This window comes from Kitasatospora sp. NPDC058063 (assembly GCF_042885395.1).
Taxonomy (GTDB): Bacteria; Actinomycetota; Actinomycetes; order Streptomycetales; family Streptomycetaceae; genus Kitasatospora; species Kitasatospora lactacystinica.
In genome coordinates, this window is record NZ_JBHVSD010000002.1 from 243,157 (window position 1) to 257,340 (window position 14,184).

General features: G+C 73.7%; 11 protein-coding genes. 5 read left to right on the forward strand and 6 right to left on the reverse strand.

Features of this window, described 5'->3' with window-relative positions; translation table 11 throughout:
* Window positions 1-36 precede the first annotated feature (36 nt).
* The gene (locus ACFVUY_RS04800; RefSeq protein ID WP_387727369.1) at window positions 37-972 is read right to left on the reverse strand and encodes a hypothetical protein; all 936 of its coding nucleotides are present in this window, start codon (window positions 970-972) and stop codon (window positions 37-39) included.
* 804 nt (window positions 973-1,776) lie between these two features.
* Here ACFVUY_RS04800 and ACFVUY_RS04805 point away from each other — a divergent pair.
* On the forward strand, window positions 1,777-2,964 hold the full coding sequence (locus ACFVUY_RS04805) for a cytochrome P450 (RefSeq protein ID WP_387694523.1): 1,188 nt from the start codon (window positions 1,777-1,779) through the stop codon (window positions 2,962-2,964).
* Between the two features lie 128 nt (window positions 2,965-3,092).
* On the opposite strand, the gene ACFVUY_RS04810 is transcribed toward ACFVUY_RS04805, so the two are convergent.
* On the reverse strand, window positions 3,093-3,800 hold the full coding sequence (locus ACFVUY_RS04810) for an N-acyl homoserine lactonase family protein (RefSeq protein WP_387694509.1): 708 nt from the start codon (window positions 3,798-3,800) through the stop codon (window positions 3,093-3,095).
* A 58-nt stretch (window positions 3,801-3,858) separates the two neighbouring features.
* Entirely contained in the window at window positions 3,859-4,317 is a 459-nt protein-coding gene (locus tag ACFVUY_RS04815) for an Lrp/AsnC family transcriptional regulator (protein ID WP_316524654.1), read from the reverse strand.
* A gap of 247 nt (window positions 4,318-4,564) precedes the next feature.
* Between ACFVUY_RS04815 and ACFVUY_RS04820 the strand changes: the two genes are divergently transcribed.
* From ACFVUY_RS04820 to ACFVUY_RS04830, 3 genes are read left to right on the forward strand one after another with little or no spacing between them, the layout of a single operon-like run.
* On the forward strand, window positions 4,565-5,194 hold the full coding sequence (locus tag ACFVUY_RS04820) for a LysE family translocator (protein ID WP_387727371.1): 630 nt from the start codon (window positions 4,565-4,567) through the stop codon (window positions 5,192-5,194).
* Window positions 5,195-5,216: 22 nt separating this feature from the next.
* Window positions 5,217-6,752 (forward strand): CoA transferase, encoded by a 1,536-nt coding sequence (locus tag ACFVUY_RS04825; protein ID WP_387727373.1) that lies wholly within the window; start codon window positions 5,217-5,219, stop codon window positions 6,750-6,752.
* A 46-nt stretch (window positions 6,753-6,798) separates the two neighbouring features.
* Window positions 6,799-7,479 carry a DUF6461 domain-containing protein gene (locus tag ACFVUY_RS04830; RefSeq protein WP_387727375.1) on the forward strand — a complete coding sequence of 227 codons (681 nt, stop codon included), beginning with the start codon at window positions 6,799-6,801 and terminating at the stop codon, window positions 7,477-7,479.
* Window positions 7,480-7,602: 123 nt separating this feature from the next.
* Here ACFVUY_RS04830 and ACFVUY_RS04835 read toward each other — a convergent pair whose 3' ends face one another.
* Window positions 7,603-8,202, reverse strand: a complete 600-nt coding sequence (locus tag ACFVUY_RS04835) for an HdeD family acid-resistance protein (RefSeq protein ID WP_387727377.1) — start codon at window positions 8,200-8,202, stop codon at window positions 7,603-7,605.
* Between the two features lie 234 nt (window positions 8,203-8,436).
* Between ACFVUY_RS04835 and ACFVUY_RS04840 the strand changes: the two genes are divergently transcribed.
* On the forward strand, window positions 8,437-10,257 hold the full coding sequence (locus ACFVUY_RS04840; protein ID WP_387727379.1) for an NAD-binding protein: 1,821 nt from the start codon (window positions 8,437-8,439) through the stop codon (window positions 10,255-10,257).
* A 205-nt stretch (window positions 10,258-10,462) separates the two neighbouring features.
* Here the strand turns inward: ACFVUY_RS04840 and ACFVUY_RS04845 are convergent, their stop codons facing one another.
* Window positions 10,463-11,248, reverse strand: coding sequence for an enoyl-CoA hydratase (locus tag ACFVUY_RS04845; RefSeq protein ID WP_359900403.1), 786 nt, complete (start codon window positions 11,246-11,248; stop codon window positions 10,463-10,465).
* 142 nt (window positions 11,249-11,390) lie between these two features.
* Window positions 11,391-14,129: a pyruvate dehydrogenase (acetyl-transferring), homodimeric type gene (gene aceE / locus ACFVUY_RS04850; protein ID WP_387727381.1), complete on the reverse strand. Its 2,739-nt coding sequence runs from the start codon at window positions 14,127-14,129 to the stop codon at window positions 11,391-11,393.
* Window positions 14,130-14,184 lie beyond the last annotated feature (55 nt).

Here is a 14,184-nt window from a genome sequence, read left to right on the forward strand (position 1 = left end):
GAGGCGGCCGGGGTGGGAAGGGGTGCGGCGGGCGCGTCAGCAGGCGAGGGCGAACGCCGGCGGCCCACGCCGGACCACGGCATGCGTGAGCAGCACCGCCCGGGGCGGCCGGGCCCGGTCGTCGACCGGGCGGGGCGGTGCCGGGGCCCGGTGGCCGAAGGGGCGCGCGAACAGTGCCAGCAGCGGGAGCAGCAGGGCCCCCGCGACCACCGAGCCGAGCGCGCCGAGCAGCTCGAAGAGCCGGACCAGTGCCGCGTCGCCGCGCCAGAGCAGGAGCGCACACGCCAGCGCGGCGAGCACGTGGGCGGCGGTCATCCCCGGCGACATGCCGTGGGACATCCCGTGCGCCATGTCGTGCGCCGGCCCCTGCGTCGACCCGCCGACCAGAACCTGCGCCGCGTCGTACGACCCGTCACCGTGGAATGTTCCGTCCGGCATCGCGTGCGGCCCCGCGGGCATGCCGGTCGTGCCTGCCATCCCGGTCGTCCCGGACAGCTCGGGGTGCACGCCCGTCGGGCCCGGCGCCCCGTGGTGCGTTCCCGCCGTCGGCCGCAGGCTGCCGGTGAGCGGCGGGACGTCCGGGTCGATGCCGGCCATCCGTGCCAGCTCGACCGGGGAGAGCCCGCCGGGCGCCCGGTCCGGGTTGCAGAGCAGAAGGGCGGCCCAATCCGTGGTGGCGAGTCGGCCGAGGCCGCCGCCCCCTCGGGAGAACGCCCCGGCCTGTTCGAACAGCTGGTGCAGCGCGGTCTGCGCCACGACCATCCAGAGGCTGATCACCCCGAGTCCGCGCCGCTTTCCGGCGAGCAGCCAGGTCAGCCCGAGGACCGCCGCGAACCCACCGGCCAGCACCCTCGGCGAGACCCCGGGCCCGGCCATGGCGACGTGCGCGGTGGCGGCCATCGCTACGCACAGCGCGGCGAAGACCACGGCGCGCAGCAGGCGGATCCGGTCGGTCATCACGATGGCACTCATCGTCGCACCCACCCTGCCCGGCCCGTACCGCACCCTCCGGTCATGGCCGGTTCTGTGCCGTGAGACCATGCCCGGCCGCTCGCCCCGCGGCCCGCCGGACCGCCGCCCGGCCCGGCCCATCGGCCCGGCGCGCCGAACCGAGCCATCACTCGTACGACCATCGGGGCGGTTTGACAGCGCCCATTCCATACTCACTTAATGTGCAGCACCCAGTACGGTGCGTATCGGGACGACGTCGTTCAGAAGCAGGGAGGTCCGGCCTTGGAGACCCCGACGGATACCTCGGCGCCCATTGCCGACAGTGCCGAGTCCGCTGCCCCCACGGAGCCGACCGTCCCGCAGCAGGCGACGGCCCCGAGAGGGGCGGCGCCGACCGAGGCGGCTCCGGCCGAAGCCGAGGAACCCGCCGAGCGGGCCGAAGCCGCCGAATCGGCCGCAACCGCCGAACCTGCTGAATCCGTCGCCCCCGCCGAGACGACCGAGCCTGCCGAGCGCGTCGGGACGACCGAGCCTGCCGAGCGCGCCGAGGCCGCCGAGCAGAACGAGGCCGCCGAACCGGCCGAAGCCGCCGAGCAGCCCGAGGCCGCTGCCCCCGCCGAACCCGCTGCCCCCGCCGAACTCGCCGAACCCGCCGAGCAGAACGACTCGCCGGAGGTCGCCGACCCCGCCGACGCGTCCGACCCCGCAGACTCGGCCGAGCCCTCCACTCCGCCCGGCTCCGCGGACGCGGCCGAGTCCCCCGCCCCGGCCGAGGTCGCTGCCGCACCCGGGTCCACAGACCTCGCCGACGCCCGCTTCTGGCAGTTGCCGGCCCCCGACCGCGCCGCCGCCTTCGCCGAGCTGCGCAGCCGCCCCGCCCCGGTGTTCTTCGGCGACCGAGCGTCCGGCCGGGGCTTCCACGCCCTGGTCCGCCACGCCGACGTGGTCGAGGCCAGCCGCACCCCCGCCGTCTTCCTCAGCGGTCCCGGCGTGACCACCCCCGTCCCGGCGCGCTGGGTCCGGCTGCTGTTCGGCGACTCGATGGTCAACCTGGACGATCCCCGTCACGCCCAGCTGCGCCGGATCGTCTCGCGGGCGTTCACCCCGCGGCTGCTCGACCGGGTCGAGGAGGACGTCCGGCGGATCAGCACCGAGCTGGTCGACCGGATCGAGCGGGAGCGGCCGGAGGACTTCGTGACCGCGGTCGCCGCCGAGCTCCCGTTCCAGGTGATCTGCACCATGATGGGCATCCCGGAGCGGCCGCGCCGCACCATCCTCGACCTGGTCAACCGCACCTCCGAGGACATCGGCGTGGCCCGACCGCTGCGCCGCCGCCTGCGGGTGCCCGGGCGCGGGCTGCGGGCGCTCGCCCGGATGCAGGGCATCGTCGCCGGGATCGGTCGCCGGCGCCGCCGCCGGCCGGAGGAGGACCTGATCTCCGCGCTGGTCACCGCCGACGTGGACGGCCGTCGGCTCACCGGGCGCGAGCTCGGCGCCTTCTTCAGCCTGCTGCTGGTCGCCGGGGTCGAGACCACCCGCAACGCGCTGGCCCACGGCCTGCACCTGCTGACCGTCCATCCCGAGCAGCGCGCCCTGCTGCTCGCCGACCTCGACGGGCTGCTCGGCGGCGCGGTGGACGAGATGGTCCGCCACTCCACGCCGATCATCCAGTTCAACCGGACCCTCGCCGTCGACCACGAACTGGGCGGATCCGGCGGGCCGCTGCTGCGCGCCGGCGAGAAGGTCGCGCTGTTCTACGGCTCGGCCAACCGCGACGAGGAGGTCTTCCCCGACCCGGACGCCTTCGACATCACCCGCACGCCCAATCCCCACCTCGGCTTCGGTGGCGGCGGTCCGCACTACTGCCTCGGCGCGCACCTGGCCCGGCAGGAGATGACGGCGCTGTTCCGCGAGCTGTTCACCCGCCTGCCCGAGGTGCGGTCGGTCGGCGAGCCGCAGCTCGTGCCGTCCAGCTTCGACCACCGGGTCCGCTCGCTGCGCTTCACCTTCTGATCCCCGGGCGGCCCCGACCCGTCCGTCAGGTCGGCCTGGACCTTCAGGCCGACCTGAACCTTCGGGTCGACCCGAATCCTCCGATCGATCCGACCCCCCCTTGGAGCGGCCGGCGCTCCCGCACCCGGCTAGTCGGTCGCCTCCCAGACCGCGTGGTCGTGCGCGAACAGCACGCGGTGCGGCTCGTGCTCCGCCATCCGGTCGAGCCAGGCCAGGTACCCGGGCAGTGGTGCGGCCAGGCCCTCGCGCGCCGCCCGCCGGGCGAGCATCGCCTGCCCGTACTGGGAGGCGAAGTCGTACGCCTGCCCGGCCAGCAGGACCGGGCCGCCGCCCGGGCGGTCGATCAGCAGTGACTGGTGGCCCCCGGTGTGGCCGGGGGTGGGCAGCACCCGCACGCCCGGCCAGACCTCGGCCTCGCCGTCGAGCTCGCGGTACTCGGCGCCGGGGAAGTCGACCAGCGCGTCGATGGTGTACCCGCCGCGCCGGGCGGTGGCCAGCTCCTCCGCCTGGACCAGGACGGGGGTGCCGGCGAACAGCGGGTTGCCGCCGCAGTGGTCGAAGTGCAGGTGGCAGTTGACCACCAGGTCGATGTCGCCGACGGCGACCCCGGCCGCGGCGAGCGCCTCCGGCAGCGGGCGGCGGACCGGGCGGTAGTGCGCCTCGGTCTCCGGCTCGCCGCCACCGATCCCGGTGTCGAACAGCAGCAGCCCCTCCGGGCGTCGGACCAGGTACGCGAGCACCGGCTCCACGCGCGGCTCCGGGCCGCCCGCCTCGGCGGCCGGCCGGACGATGTAGCCCAGGTCGAGACGGCGGATCACGCGCAATTCAGCCCCCATGTCGCGGTGCGTCGCTCTGCCCCCGTACGGACGGTCGTACGGGCCCCCGGTTCGCACCCTACCCGCCGACCGGCAGCCCCCGGTCGGCCTTCACCTGCTTCATCGTCAGGTGCGAGTTGACCTGCGCGATGCCCGGCAGGCCGGAGAGCACGTCGGTGATGAAGCGCTCGTACGCGGCGATGTCGGCCACGGCGATCCGCAGCAGGTAGTCGGGCTCGCCGAACAGCCGGTGGGCCTCCACCACCTCCGGCAGTTCGGCCACCCGGCGCTCGAACTCGGCGACCGTCACCTGGTCCTCGTGACGCATGGTGATCGTCACGAAGGGCTGGAATCCGCGTCCGACCGCCGCGCCGTCCAGCACCGCCCGGTAGCCGCGGATCACGCCGTCCTGCTCCAGTTGGCGCACCCTGCGCAGGCAGGGGGAGGGGGTGAGGTCCACCCGGGAGGCCAGCTCGGTGTTGGTCAGACGCCCGTCCTGCTGGAGCTCGCGGAGGATTCTGCGGTCGATTCGGTCCATGGCGCAACATTCTGCCAAAAGGCGGCTCCGACCAGCGGGAAGTCGCCATCGCGTGCCAGCCCTGCCCGGCTACCTTCAGTGACCGCACCGGCCACCGGGCCTTCCCGGCCCACCACCGGCGCACTCCGGCCGACCGCCGGGAGTCCTCCGGCCGATCGCCGGAACAACCCCGGCCGATCGCCGGGGCACCTCCCGGCCGACCCGCCGGGCCCACACCGCGACGAGCACGACAGGCCACGCCACGCCCATGGACACCCACGCCCTCCTCCTCTTCCTCGGAGTCGACCTGCTGCTGGTCTGCACCCCGGGCCCCGACTGGCTCTACATCGCCGCCCGAGGCCTCGGCCAGGGACGCCATGCCGCACTGATCGCGGTCGGCGGGGTCTGCACTGGGTACGCCGTCCACACCCTGCTCTCCAGCGCCGGCCTGGCCGCCGCGCTGCGCGCCGTCCCGGCCGCCCTGCCGGTGCTGCGCCTCACCGGCGCCGCGTACCTGCTGGTGCTGGCCGTCATGATGCTGCTGGCGCTGCGCAAGGGCGGGGGCGCCGCCGCCCTGGCCGCGCCCAAGCCGCAGCCCACCGCGACGGTGCTGCGCCAGAGCATGCTGACCGCGCTGCTCAACCCCAAGGGCCTGCTGCTCTACCTCTCCCTGGTACCGCAGTTCGTGGATCCGGGCGCCGCACTGCCGGTCGGCGGGCAGGTGCTCGCGCTCGGCTCGCTCAACGTGCTGGCCTGCGCGGTGGTGTACGGGCTGGTCGCGCACGCCAGTGGACGGCTCGGCGGCCGGTTCGGTGGCACCCCGCAGGCGGCCCGTCGGATGACCGTGGTCTCGGCGGTCCTGCTGATGTTGGTGGCGGGCGTCACGGCGACCGCCTGAAAACCGGAGCACAATGCGGGGCATGACCGATCGTCCGTTGCCAGCAGGACCCACCGGACCCACCGGACCCACCGGAACCTCCGGTGCCGTCGACGGCCCCACGGCCCACGCCTGGGCGGCTCTCGGCGGACCGCCCGAACTGCTGGAACGGGTGACCTTCCACGGGCCGGACGACGTCCTGCCCTCCGGTCTGCCGGTGCGCCGGCTCGCCCGTGCGACCGTGGCGGTCTGCTCGCTGGCCGCCGCCGAGCTCGCCGCCCACCGCGGTGGCGCGGCGGTTCCGGTCGCCCCGGCGGTCCCGGCCGTCCCCGCGGTCCGGGTCGACCAGGGCGCGGTCGCCACCGCCTTCGTCAGCGAGCGGCACCTGACGGTCGACGGCCGTACGCCCGTCACCTTCGCCCCGCATTCCGGCTTCTGGCGCACCGCCGACGGCTGGGTGCGCACCCACGCCAACTACCCGCACCACCGCACCCGGCTGCTCTCCGCGCTCGGCCTCGCCGCCGATGCCGGGCCCGAGCAACTCGCCGAGACGCTCGGCGGACTGCCGGCCGAGCGGATCCAGGAGCGCGCGTACGAGGCGGGAGCGCTCGCGGTTGCCGTCGCGCCGGTGAGCCCGGCCGTGCACCCCCTCGTGGAACACCGGGACCTCGGTGCCGCCGCCAGGACCGCGCCGGTCCGTCCGCTCGGCGAGGCCCCCGTGGACCGGCCCGCCGCCGGGGTACGGGTCCTCGACCTCACCCGGGTGATCGCCGGGCCGGTCGCCACCCGCACCCTCGCCCTGCTCGGTGCCGACGTCCTGCGCGTCGACTCGCCCCGCCTGCCGGAGGCCGACGACGCCCACGCCGACACCGGCTTCGGCAAGCGCTCCACCCGGCTCGACCTCGCCGTGCCGGCCGACCGTGCGGTCTTCGAGGAACTGCTCACCACCGCCGACGTCGTCGTCACGGCCTACCGCCCCGGCGCCCTCGACGCCCACGGCCTCGGCCCCGACGCGCTGTTCGCCCGCCGCCCGGACCTGATCCTCGCCCAGCTCTGCGCCTGGGGCTGGACCGGCCCCTGGGCCGGACGGCGCGGCTTCGACAGCCTGGTCCAGGCGGGCGTCGGCATCGCCGCCCACGAGTCCACTCCCGCTCCCGTCTCCGCCTCGGACTCAGCATCCGGCTCTGGCTCTGGCTCCGGCTCCGGCTCCGGGCACGAGGCCGCCCCGGCCGGCCGTCCCGGCGTGCTGCCCGCCCAGGCCCTCGACCACGGCACCGGCTACCTCATCGCCGCCGCCGTCCTGCGCGCCCTCACCGACCAGCGCACCCGCCGCCCCGGTGGCCGCCACCTGCGCTTCTCCCTCGCCGGCACGGCCTCCTGGCTGCTGCACGGCATCGAACCGGAAACCCCGCAGGGAGCCTCGCCCGAGCCGTACGACCCCTCCCGATGGCTGGCCGAGACCGATTCCGCGTACGGGCGGCTGCGTCACGCCCTGCCGCCGATCGGGTACGAGGGGGCGCCCGCCGACTGGTCGCGCCCGCCGGGGCGCTGGGGGACGGACGAACCGGTCTGGCTCTGACGGCCCCGGGCAAGCGCTGTCCGAGGCGTCTGACAGCATCGCCGTCATGACCGCACACGCCACCGACTACACCTGGTTCGAGGACCGTTACCCCGACCTGGGCGAGGCCTACTGCCTCACCCAGGTCCAAGGCCTCGCGGCCGACGAGCTGCTGAGTCGCTTCGACGCCCTGCCGGCGAGCGACGCCGTCGGCCTGACGGCGGTTATGGCCCGCTGGGACGCCTACCAGGACGGAGCGGACGGCGACGAGGACGACAACGAGGACGAGGAAGCGGCCGGCAGGGACGAGGGGGACGGGGCGCTGTTCGACCCTGCCGAGGACCGGCTGCTCGTCGCGGTCACCGAACTCGACGGCTGGGCCCTCGCGATCGAGCCGAACGGCTACCTCGGCACCCTGGACACGGTGATCCCGCGGCTCGGCGAGGGCACCCGGCTGGTCTCGCACTTCCGCAACGTCAACGCCGTGGACCACTTCCACTGGTGGGAACACGGCGTCCGGCGGCTGCACTTCGAGCCGCTCTTCCCTGGTCAGCGGGACGGCTCGGACGCCGAAGCCCGCGGCATTCCCGAGCTGCTGACCGCCTGCGGCTTCGACCTGGAGACGGAGGACTACGCGCAGCACACCGAGGCCGCGTTCGCGCTCGCCGAGCGGCTGACCGACGTCCGGCTCACCCCGGATCGGCTGGAGGCCGCCACCTTCCGGATCGGCTACGCCCCGCGCCCGTGACGCCCCGCACCGGTGGCACCCCGCGCCCGTGACGGGCCCGGTCCGTGCCGCGCCCTGCCGCGCCCCCGCCCAGCCGTGAGGCCGTGCCCCGGCGGGACACGGCCTCACAGCACCGGACGGAGGTCAGACCCCCGAGGGGATCTGCTTGGCCCGGCCGCGGACCTGGATCGCCGTCACGATCTCGACCAGGCCCAGGATCACCAGCCAGCAGCCTGCCAGCACGGCCAGCGCGGTGATCGACCCGACCGGCCACACCATCAGCAGCACGCCGGCCAGGGTGTTGGCCGCGCCCGCGAAGGCCTGCCAGCCGCGGGCGGGCATCAGCGGGTCGGAGATCGCGGCGGCGAGCTGGGTGATGCCGCGGAACAGCCAGCCGATCCCGATCCAGATCGCGAGCAGCAGCAGTGACTGCGCCGCGCTGCGGAAGCAGAGCAGGCCCAGCAGGACGCAGATCGCACCGCTGATGAAGGCCAGCACCCGCAGCGCCGCGGTGGAGTGGATGCCGAACGCGGCGATCAGCTGCACGATGCCGATCACCAGCAGATAGAGGCCGAACAGCACGCCCACCACCAGGAGCGTCTCCTCGGGCCAGGCGAAGACCACGATCCCGAGGGCGAGCGAGGCGAGTCCGGCGACCAGCAGGACCTGCCAGGCGGCCTTGGCGAGCAGTCCGAGCGGGCCCTGGACCGGGCTGCCGTCGGGGGTGATGATCGGAGGGGCCACGGTGGCGTACTCCTCGGGCTGACGCCGGGCGACGGGTGACCGGTGACCGGTGTCCTGCCTGGTCGTGTGACGCAGGACGGGTGGGGTCGGGTCGGCCGGCTGACGGGCAGGGAACGAACCCCAGCATCTCCGCGCCACGGCCGGACCGCGCGTCGGATACGGCCGTTCGGGGGATCCGCCGCGGTCGCCGGAACGTCACCCTCCGGACACTTCCCGTCGATATCATCCGGCGGTATGACTTCTGAAGGGTGGGGGACCCCTCCGGTCGAGCCGATCAGCCAGCACTACATCGTCTGCGGGGGCAATGCGCTGGCCCATCGACTGATCCTGGAACTCGTCGAGCACTACGAGGTGCCGGTCGTCGTCCTGGTCGCCGACCGGACCCGCGACCACGCGCCGCAGATCGAGCAGCTGCCCGGCGTCGCGGCGGTCGTGGAGTACGCCGGCATCACCGAGGAGGCGCTGCGCGCGGTGTCCATCGGCACCGCGCGCGGTCTCGCCCTGGTCGAGGGGAGCGACCAGGAGAACATCCACGCCGCGCTCAGCGCCCAGAACCACAACCCGGACATCCGCATCGTGTTCCGGATGTTCAACCAACGGCTCGGCGAGAACATCGAACGGCTGCTCAAGAACGGTGCCGCGCTCTCCGGTTCCGCCACCGCCGCCCCGGCCTTCGCCTCCGCGGCGCTCGGACGGCCCAACTCGGTGGAGATCGAAGGGCGTTACCTGCACATCGCGTTCGACGACGACATCACCTCCGACCGGATCTGCGTGGTCGCCGACCAGATCGACCGGCAGGACCTCGGCAGGATCCGACTGCTGCCCGAGCAGCAGGGCGACTCGGCCGAATTCGTCTGGCTCGCCAGCGAGTTCGGCGGCGACGGGCCGATCCGACCTGGAGGCGTTCGGCGCGAACCGGTGGCCGCGGCCGACCCCGATCAGGAGGAGGAGCCGGGCGGCAGGGCGGCGCTCCAGGTGCTGCGGATCGAACCCCGGGAGCCGATCGACTGGAAGCGACGGCTGCGCTGGCGGCTGCTCGACACCATGCGCTTCTTCACCAGCGCCCGGATGCGGCTGGTGCTGCTCACCGCCCTCGCGGCGGTGCTGCTGGCCTTCGGGGTGCTCTGGTACCTCAACCGGAACTTCGGCTGGACCGTCTACATCGCGCTGCTCGACCTGGCCGGCGCGGCCCAGCCGGACCAGCTCTCCGACATCTCCTCCGGGACGGGCACCGGCGGGTTCTGGCAGCGGGTCGCACAGGTGGTGATCACCATCTGCGGGATCACCTTCGCGCCGGTGGCCACCGCGATCGCGGTGGAGGTCCTGGGTTCCGGGCGGCGCGGGCAGCCGCGCAACCCCGGGGCGGGCACCCGGGACCACGTGATCGTCGTCGGCCTCGGCAACGTCGGAACCCGCGTCGCGATCCAACTGCACGACATGGGTGTGCCGGTGGTCTGCATGGAGCGGGACCCGCAGGCCCGCGGCATCGCCGCCGTCCGGGCGCTGGGGATCCCGGTGGTGATGGGCGACGGTCCGTTCGAGCAGCAGCTGCGCCGGGCCCGGCTGAAGCACAGCCGGGCGCTGGTCGCCGTCAGCGGGGACGACGCCACCAACCTGGAGGCAGCCCTGGAGGCGCGCCACGGCAATCCCGACGTCCGGGTGGTGGTGCGGCTGTTCGAGGACGACTTCGCCAGTCACTTCTACAAGACGCTGGACAACGCGGCCTCCCGGTCGGTGTCCTACCTGGCCGCGCCGGCCTTCGCGGCGGCGCTGATGGGGCGCGAGGTGCGCGGGACGCTGTCGGTGCTCCGGCACGTGCTGCTGATCGCCGAGTTGAAGGTGGAGGACGGCAGCGGGCTGATCGGGCTGAACCGGCACGACCTGGAGGACCCGGGCGGCGTCCGGGTGATCGCCGTGCGCTTCGCCCACGGCGGGCAGCTGCTGTGGAACTTCCCGGACCGGACCCGGCAGCTCGCCCCGGGCGACGAGATCGTGGTCGCCGCCACCCGCAGTGGGCTCGCCCGGCTGAACACGGTGGCGGTGGAGGAGGACTGAGCGCGGCGGCCGGTCGCGAACGGCCTGCCTTCGGCGAACAGGCGGCGGGCGTTCGGGGGACGGATGACAGCCGACAGATGACAGCCGACGGCTTTCAGTGGACAGAGTTCAGCGGACAGATTTCATCATCTGAAATCTGTCCGCTGTCCGCCGTCCTCTGTCCGTCGTCCGCGGCCTGTTGTCGCCTGCCGGACGTCCTCCGTTGTCAGCGGTTCTGGAACTCCGGCGGGCGCTTCTCGGCGAAGGCCGCCATGCCCTCCTTCTGGTCCGCCGTGGCGAAGGCCGCGTGGAAGAGCCGGCGCTCGAAGCGCACGCCCTCGGCGAGCGTCGTCTCGAAGGCGCGGTTGACGCTCTCCTTCATCATGATCGCGGCCGGGGTGGACATCGCCGCGATCGTCTCGGCGGTCGCGAGCGCCTCGGCGAGCAGCTGGTCCGCCGGGACGATCCGGGAGACCAGTCCGGCCCGCTCGGCCTCCTCGGCGCCCATCATCCGCCCGGTCAGGCACAGCTCCATGGCCTTCGCCTTGCCGACCGCCCGGGTCAGCCGCTGCGAGCCGCCGATGCCGGGGATCACCCCGAGCTTGATCTCCGGCTGTCCGAACTTCGCGGTGTCCGCCGCCAGCAGGATGTCGCACAGCATCGCCAGCTCGCACCCGCCGCCCAGTGCGAACCCGGCCACCGCCGCGACCACCGGCTTGCGCACGGCGCCGAGCCGGTCCCACGGGCCCAGCCAGTCGTCCAGGTAGACGTCCGGGAACCGGTTGCCCTGCATCTCCTTGATGTCGGCGCCGGCCGCGAAGGCCTTCTCCGAGCCGGTGATCACCAGACAGCCGATCTCCGGGTCCCGGTCGAAGGCGGTCGCGGCGGCGACCACCTCGTTCATGAGCCGGGTGTTCAGCGCGTTGAGCGCCTTGGGCCGGTTGAGCGTGATCAGCCCCACCCGTCCCTTGCGCTCGACCAGGATCGTCTCGTAGGTCTCGGTCTCGGTCATCGCCGTCGACTCCCATTTCCGCTGCTCGGCGCCCGTGGGCGCGCCCTGACCACCCAACGATCTACGACGCGCCCCGCCTCGCGCCAGTCTTGGTATGCGAGACGCCGGTCACCAGGCGGTGGAGCGGGCGGACGCCGAGCCGTCAGAAGCGGACGCCGTAACGTTCCGCCGCCCGCCGTACGGTCTCCGCCTCGACCTCGCCCCGGCGGGCCAGTGCGGCCAGCGCCGCGACCGTCACCGACTCGGCGTCCACCCCGAAGTGTCGCCGCGCCGCCGTACGGCTGTCCGAGAGGCCGAAGCCGTCGGTGCCCAGCGAGGTCCAGTCCTGTTCCACCCAGGGGCTGATCTGGTCCGGCACCGCGCGCATCCAGTCGCTGACCGCCAGCACCGGCCCGGGTGCCCCGGCCAGCGCCCGGGTCACATAGGGGACGCGGGCCGCCCCGTCGGTTCCGGCCGCCGCCCGCGCCAGGTTGGCCGCGTCGCAGTCCAGCGCCTCGCGGCGCAGTTCCGTCCAGGAGGGGGCGGACCAGACGTCGGCCGCCACGCCCCACTCCTCGCCGAGCAGCCGCTGCGCCGCCAGCGCCCAGCGCACGGCGGTGCCGGAGGCGAGCAGCTGGAGCCGCGGTGGGTCGGCGGCCGGGTCGGTGGGCACGGCGGTGGGCAGGGCGGGGGACAGGGCGGCGGCGTCCGCCGTGCGGTAGCGGTAGAGGCCGTGCAGGATGCCGTCCGCGACCTCCTCGCCGGCCGGGAGCGCGGGCTGCCGGAGCGGCTCGTTGTAGACGGTGAGGTAGTAGAACACGTCCTCGCCATACGGGTGTTGAGCGCTGCTGCCGTACATCCGGCGCAGGCCCTCGCGGACGATCACGGCCACCTCGTAGCCGAACGCCGGGTCGTAGCAGAGCGCGGCCGGGTTGGTGGAGGCGATCAACTGGGAGTGTCCGTCGGCGTGTTGAAGTCCTTCGCCGGTCATGGTGGTGCGTCCGGCGGTGGCGCCGATCAGGAAGCCGCGGCCCAACTGGTCGGCCAGCGCCCACATCTGGTCGGCGGTGCGCTGCCAGCCGAACATCGAGTAGAAGATGTAGAACGGGACGACCGGCTCGCCGTGGGTCGCGTACGCGGTCGCGGCGGCGGTCAGCGAGGCCATCGAACCGGCCTCGGTGATGCCCTCGTTGAGGATCTGGCCGGTCGCCGACTCCTTGTAGTGGAGCAGCTGGTCGCGGTCGACAGGGTCGTAGGTCTGCCCGAGCGGGGAGTAGATCCCGGCGGTCGGGAAGAGCGACTCCATGCCGAAGGTGCGCGCCTCGTCCGGGACGATCGGCACCCAGCGGTGGCCGGTCGCCTTGTCCCGCATCAGGTCCTTGACCAGCCGGACGAAGGCCATGGTGGTGGCGATCTCCTGGCTGCCGGAGCCCTTGAACAGCGTTTCGAAGGGCTTCGCGGGCGGGGTGGGCAGCGGGGCGAAGCGCACCCGGCGGGCGGGTGCCGGTCCGCCCAGTGCGGCGCGGCGCTCGCGCAGGTAGCGGGCCTCCGGCGAGTCCGGGCCGGGATGGGCGTACGGGGGCAGTTCGCCGGCCAACGCGCTGTCCGGGATCGGGAGTTCGAGCAGGTCGCGCATGGCCCGGAACTCCGCGCCGGAGAGCTTCTTCATCTGGTGGTTGGCGTTGCGGGACTCGAAGCCGGGGCCGAGTGTCCAGCCCTTGACGGTCTGCACCAGCACCACCGTGGGTGCGCCCCGGTGCTCCAGCGCCGCGCGGTAGGCCGCGTACACCTTGCGCGGCTCGTGGCCGCCCCGGGAGGTGGCGACGGTCTCGATCAGCCGCCGGTCGTCCAGGGTGTCGGCGAGCAGCCGCAGTTCGGGCGAGCCGTGGAAGAGGTGCTCGCGGACGTACCCGGCGTCCGAGGCGGCATAGGTCTGGAACTGCCCGTCCGGCACCTCGCCCAGCCGGCGGACCAGCGCACCCGTGGTGTCGCGGGCCAGCAGCTCGTCCCAGGCCTCGCCCCACAGCGACTTGACCACGTTCCAGCCGGCCGCCCGGAACCGGCGCTCCAGCTCCTGCACGATCTTGCCGTTGCCGCGCACCGGCCCGTCCAGGCGCTGCAGGTTGCAGTTGACCACGAAGGTGAGGTTGTCCAGGTTCTCCCGGGCGGCCAGCGCGAGCGCGGCGGTGGACTCGGGTTCGTCCATCTCGCCGTCGCCGAGGAAGGCCCACACGTGCGAGCCGGAGGTGTCCTTGATCCCGCGTGCGCCCAAGTACCGGTTGAACCGGGCCTGGTGGATCGCCGAGAGCGGCCCGAGGCCCATCGAGACCGTCGGGAACTCCCAGAACCAGGGCAGCCTGCGCGGGTGCGGGTAGGAGGGCAGGCCGTCGCCGGCGGCCTCCTGGCGGAAGCGGTCCAGCTGGGCCTCGGAGATCCGGCCCTCCAGGAACGCGCGGGCGTAGATGCCGGGGGCGGCGTGGCCCTGGACGTACAGCTGGTCGCCGGAGCCGTCGGCCTCCTTGCCGCGGAAGAAGTGCTGGAAGCCCACCTCGTACAGCCAGGCGGCGGAGGCGTAGGTGGCCATGTGCCCGCCCAGGCCGCCGCGGTGGTTGCCCCTGGTCACCATGGCGGCGGCGTTCCAGCGGTTCCAGGCGGTGATCCGGCGCTCCATCTCCTCGTCGCCGGGGAACTCCGGTTCGGCGGCGGTGGGGATGGTGTTGACGTACGGGGTGTCCAGCAGCGGAGGGACGTCGAGCCGCTGCAGTTCGGCGTGCTCGACGAGGCGGCGCAGCAGGTGGGCGGCGCGGTTCGGGCCGCCGAAGTCGCGGGCGGCGTCGAGGGACGCGCGCCACTCCGCAATCTCCTCGGGGTCTTGGTCGGGAAGCTGGTCGAGCTGGGACACGGGTCGTTCCCCTTCGTCGGTGCGCTTCAGAGGTTCATATTCCGGGATGCGGAAT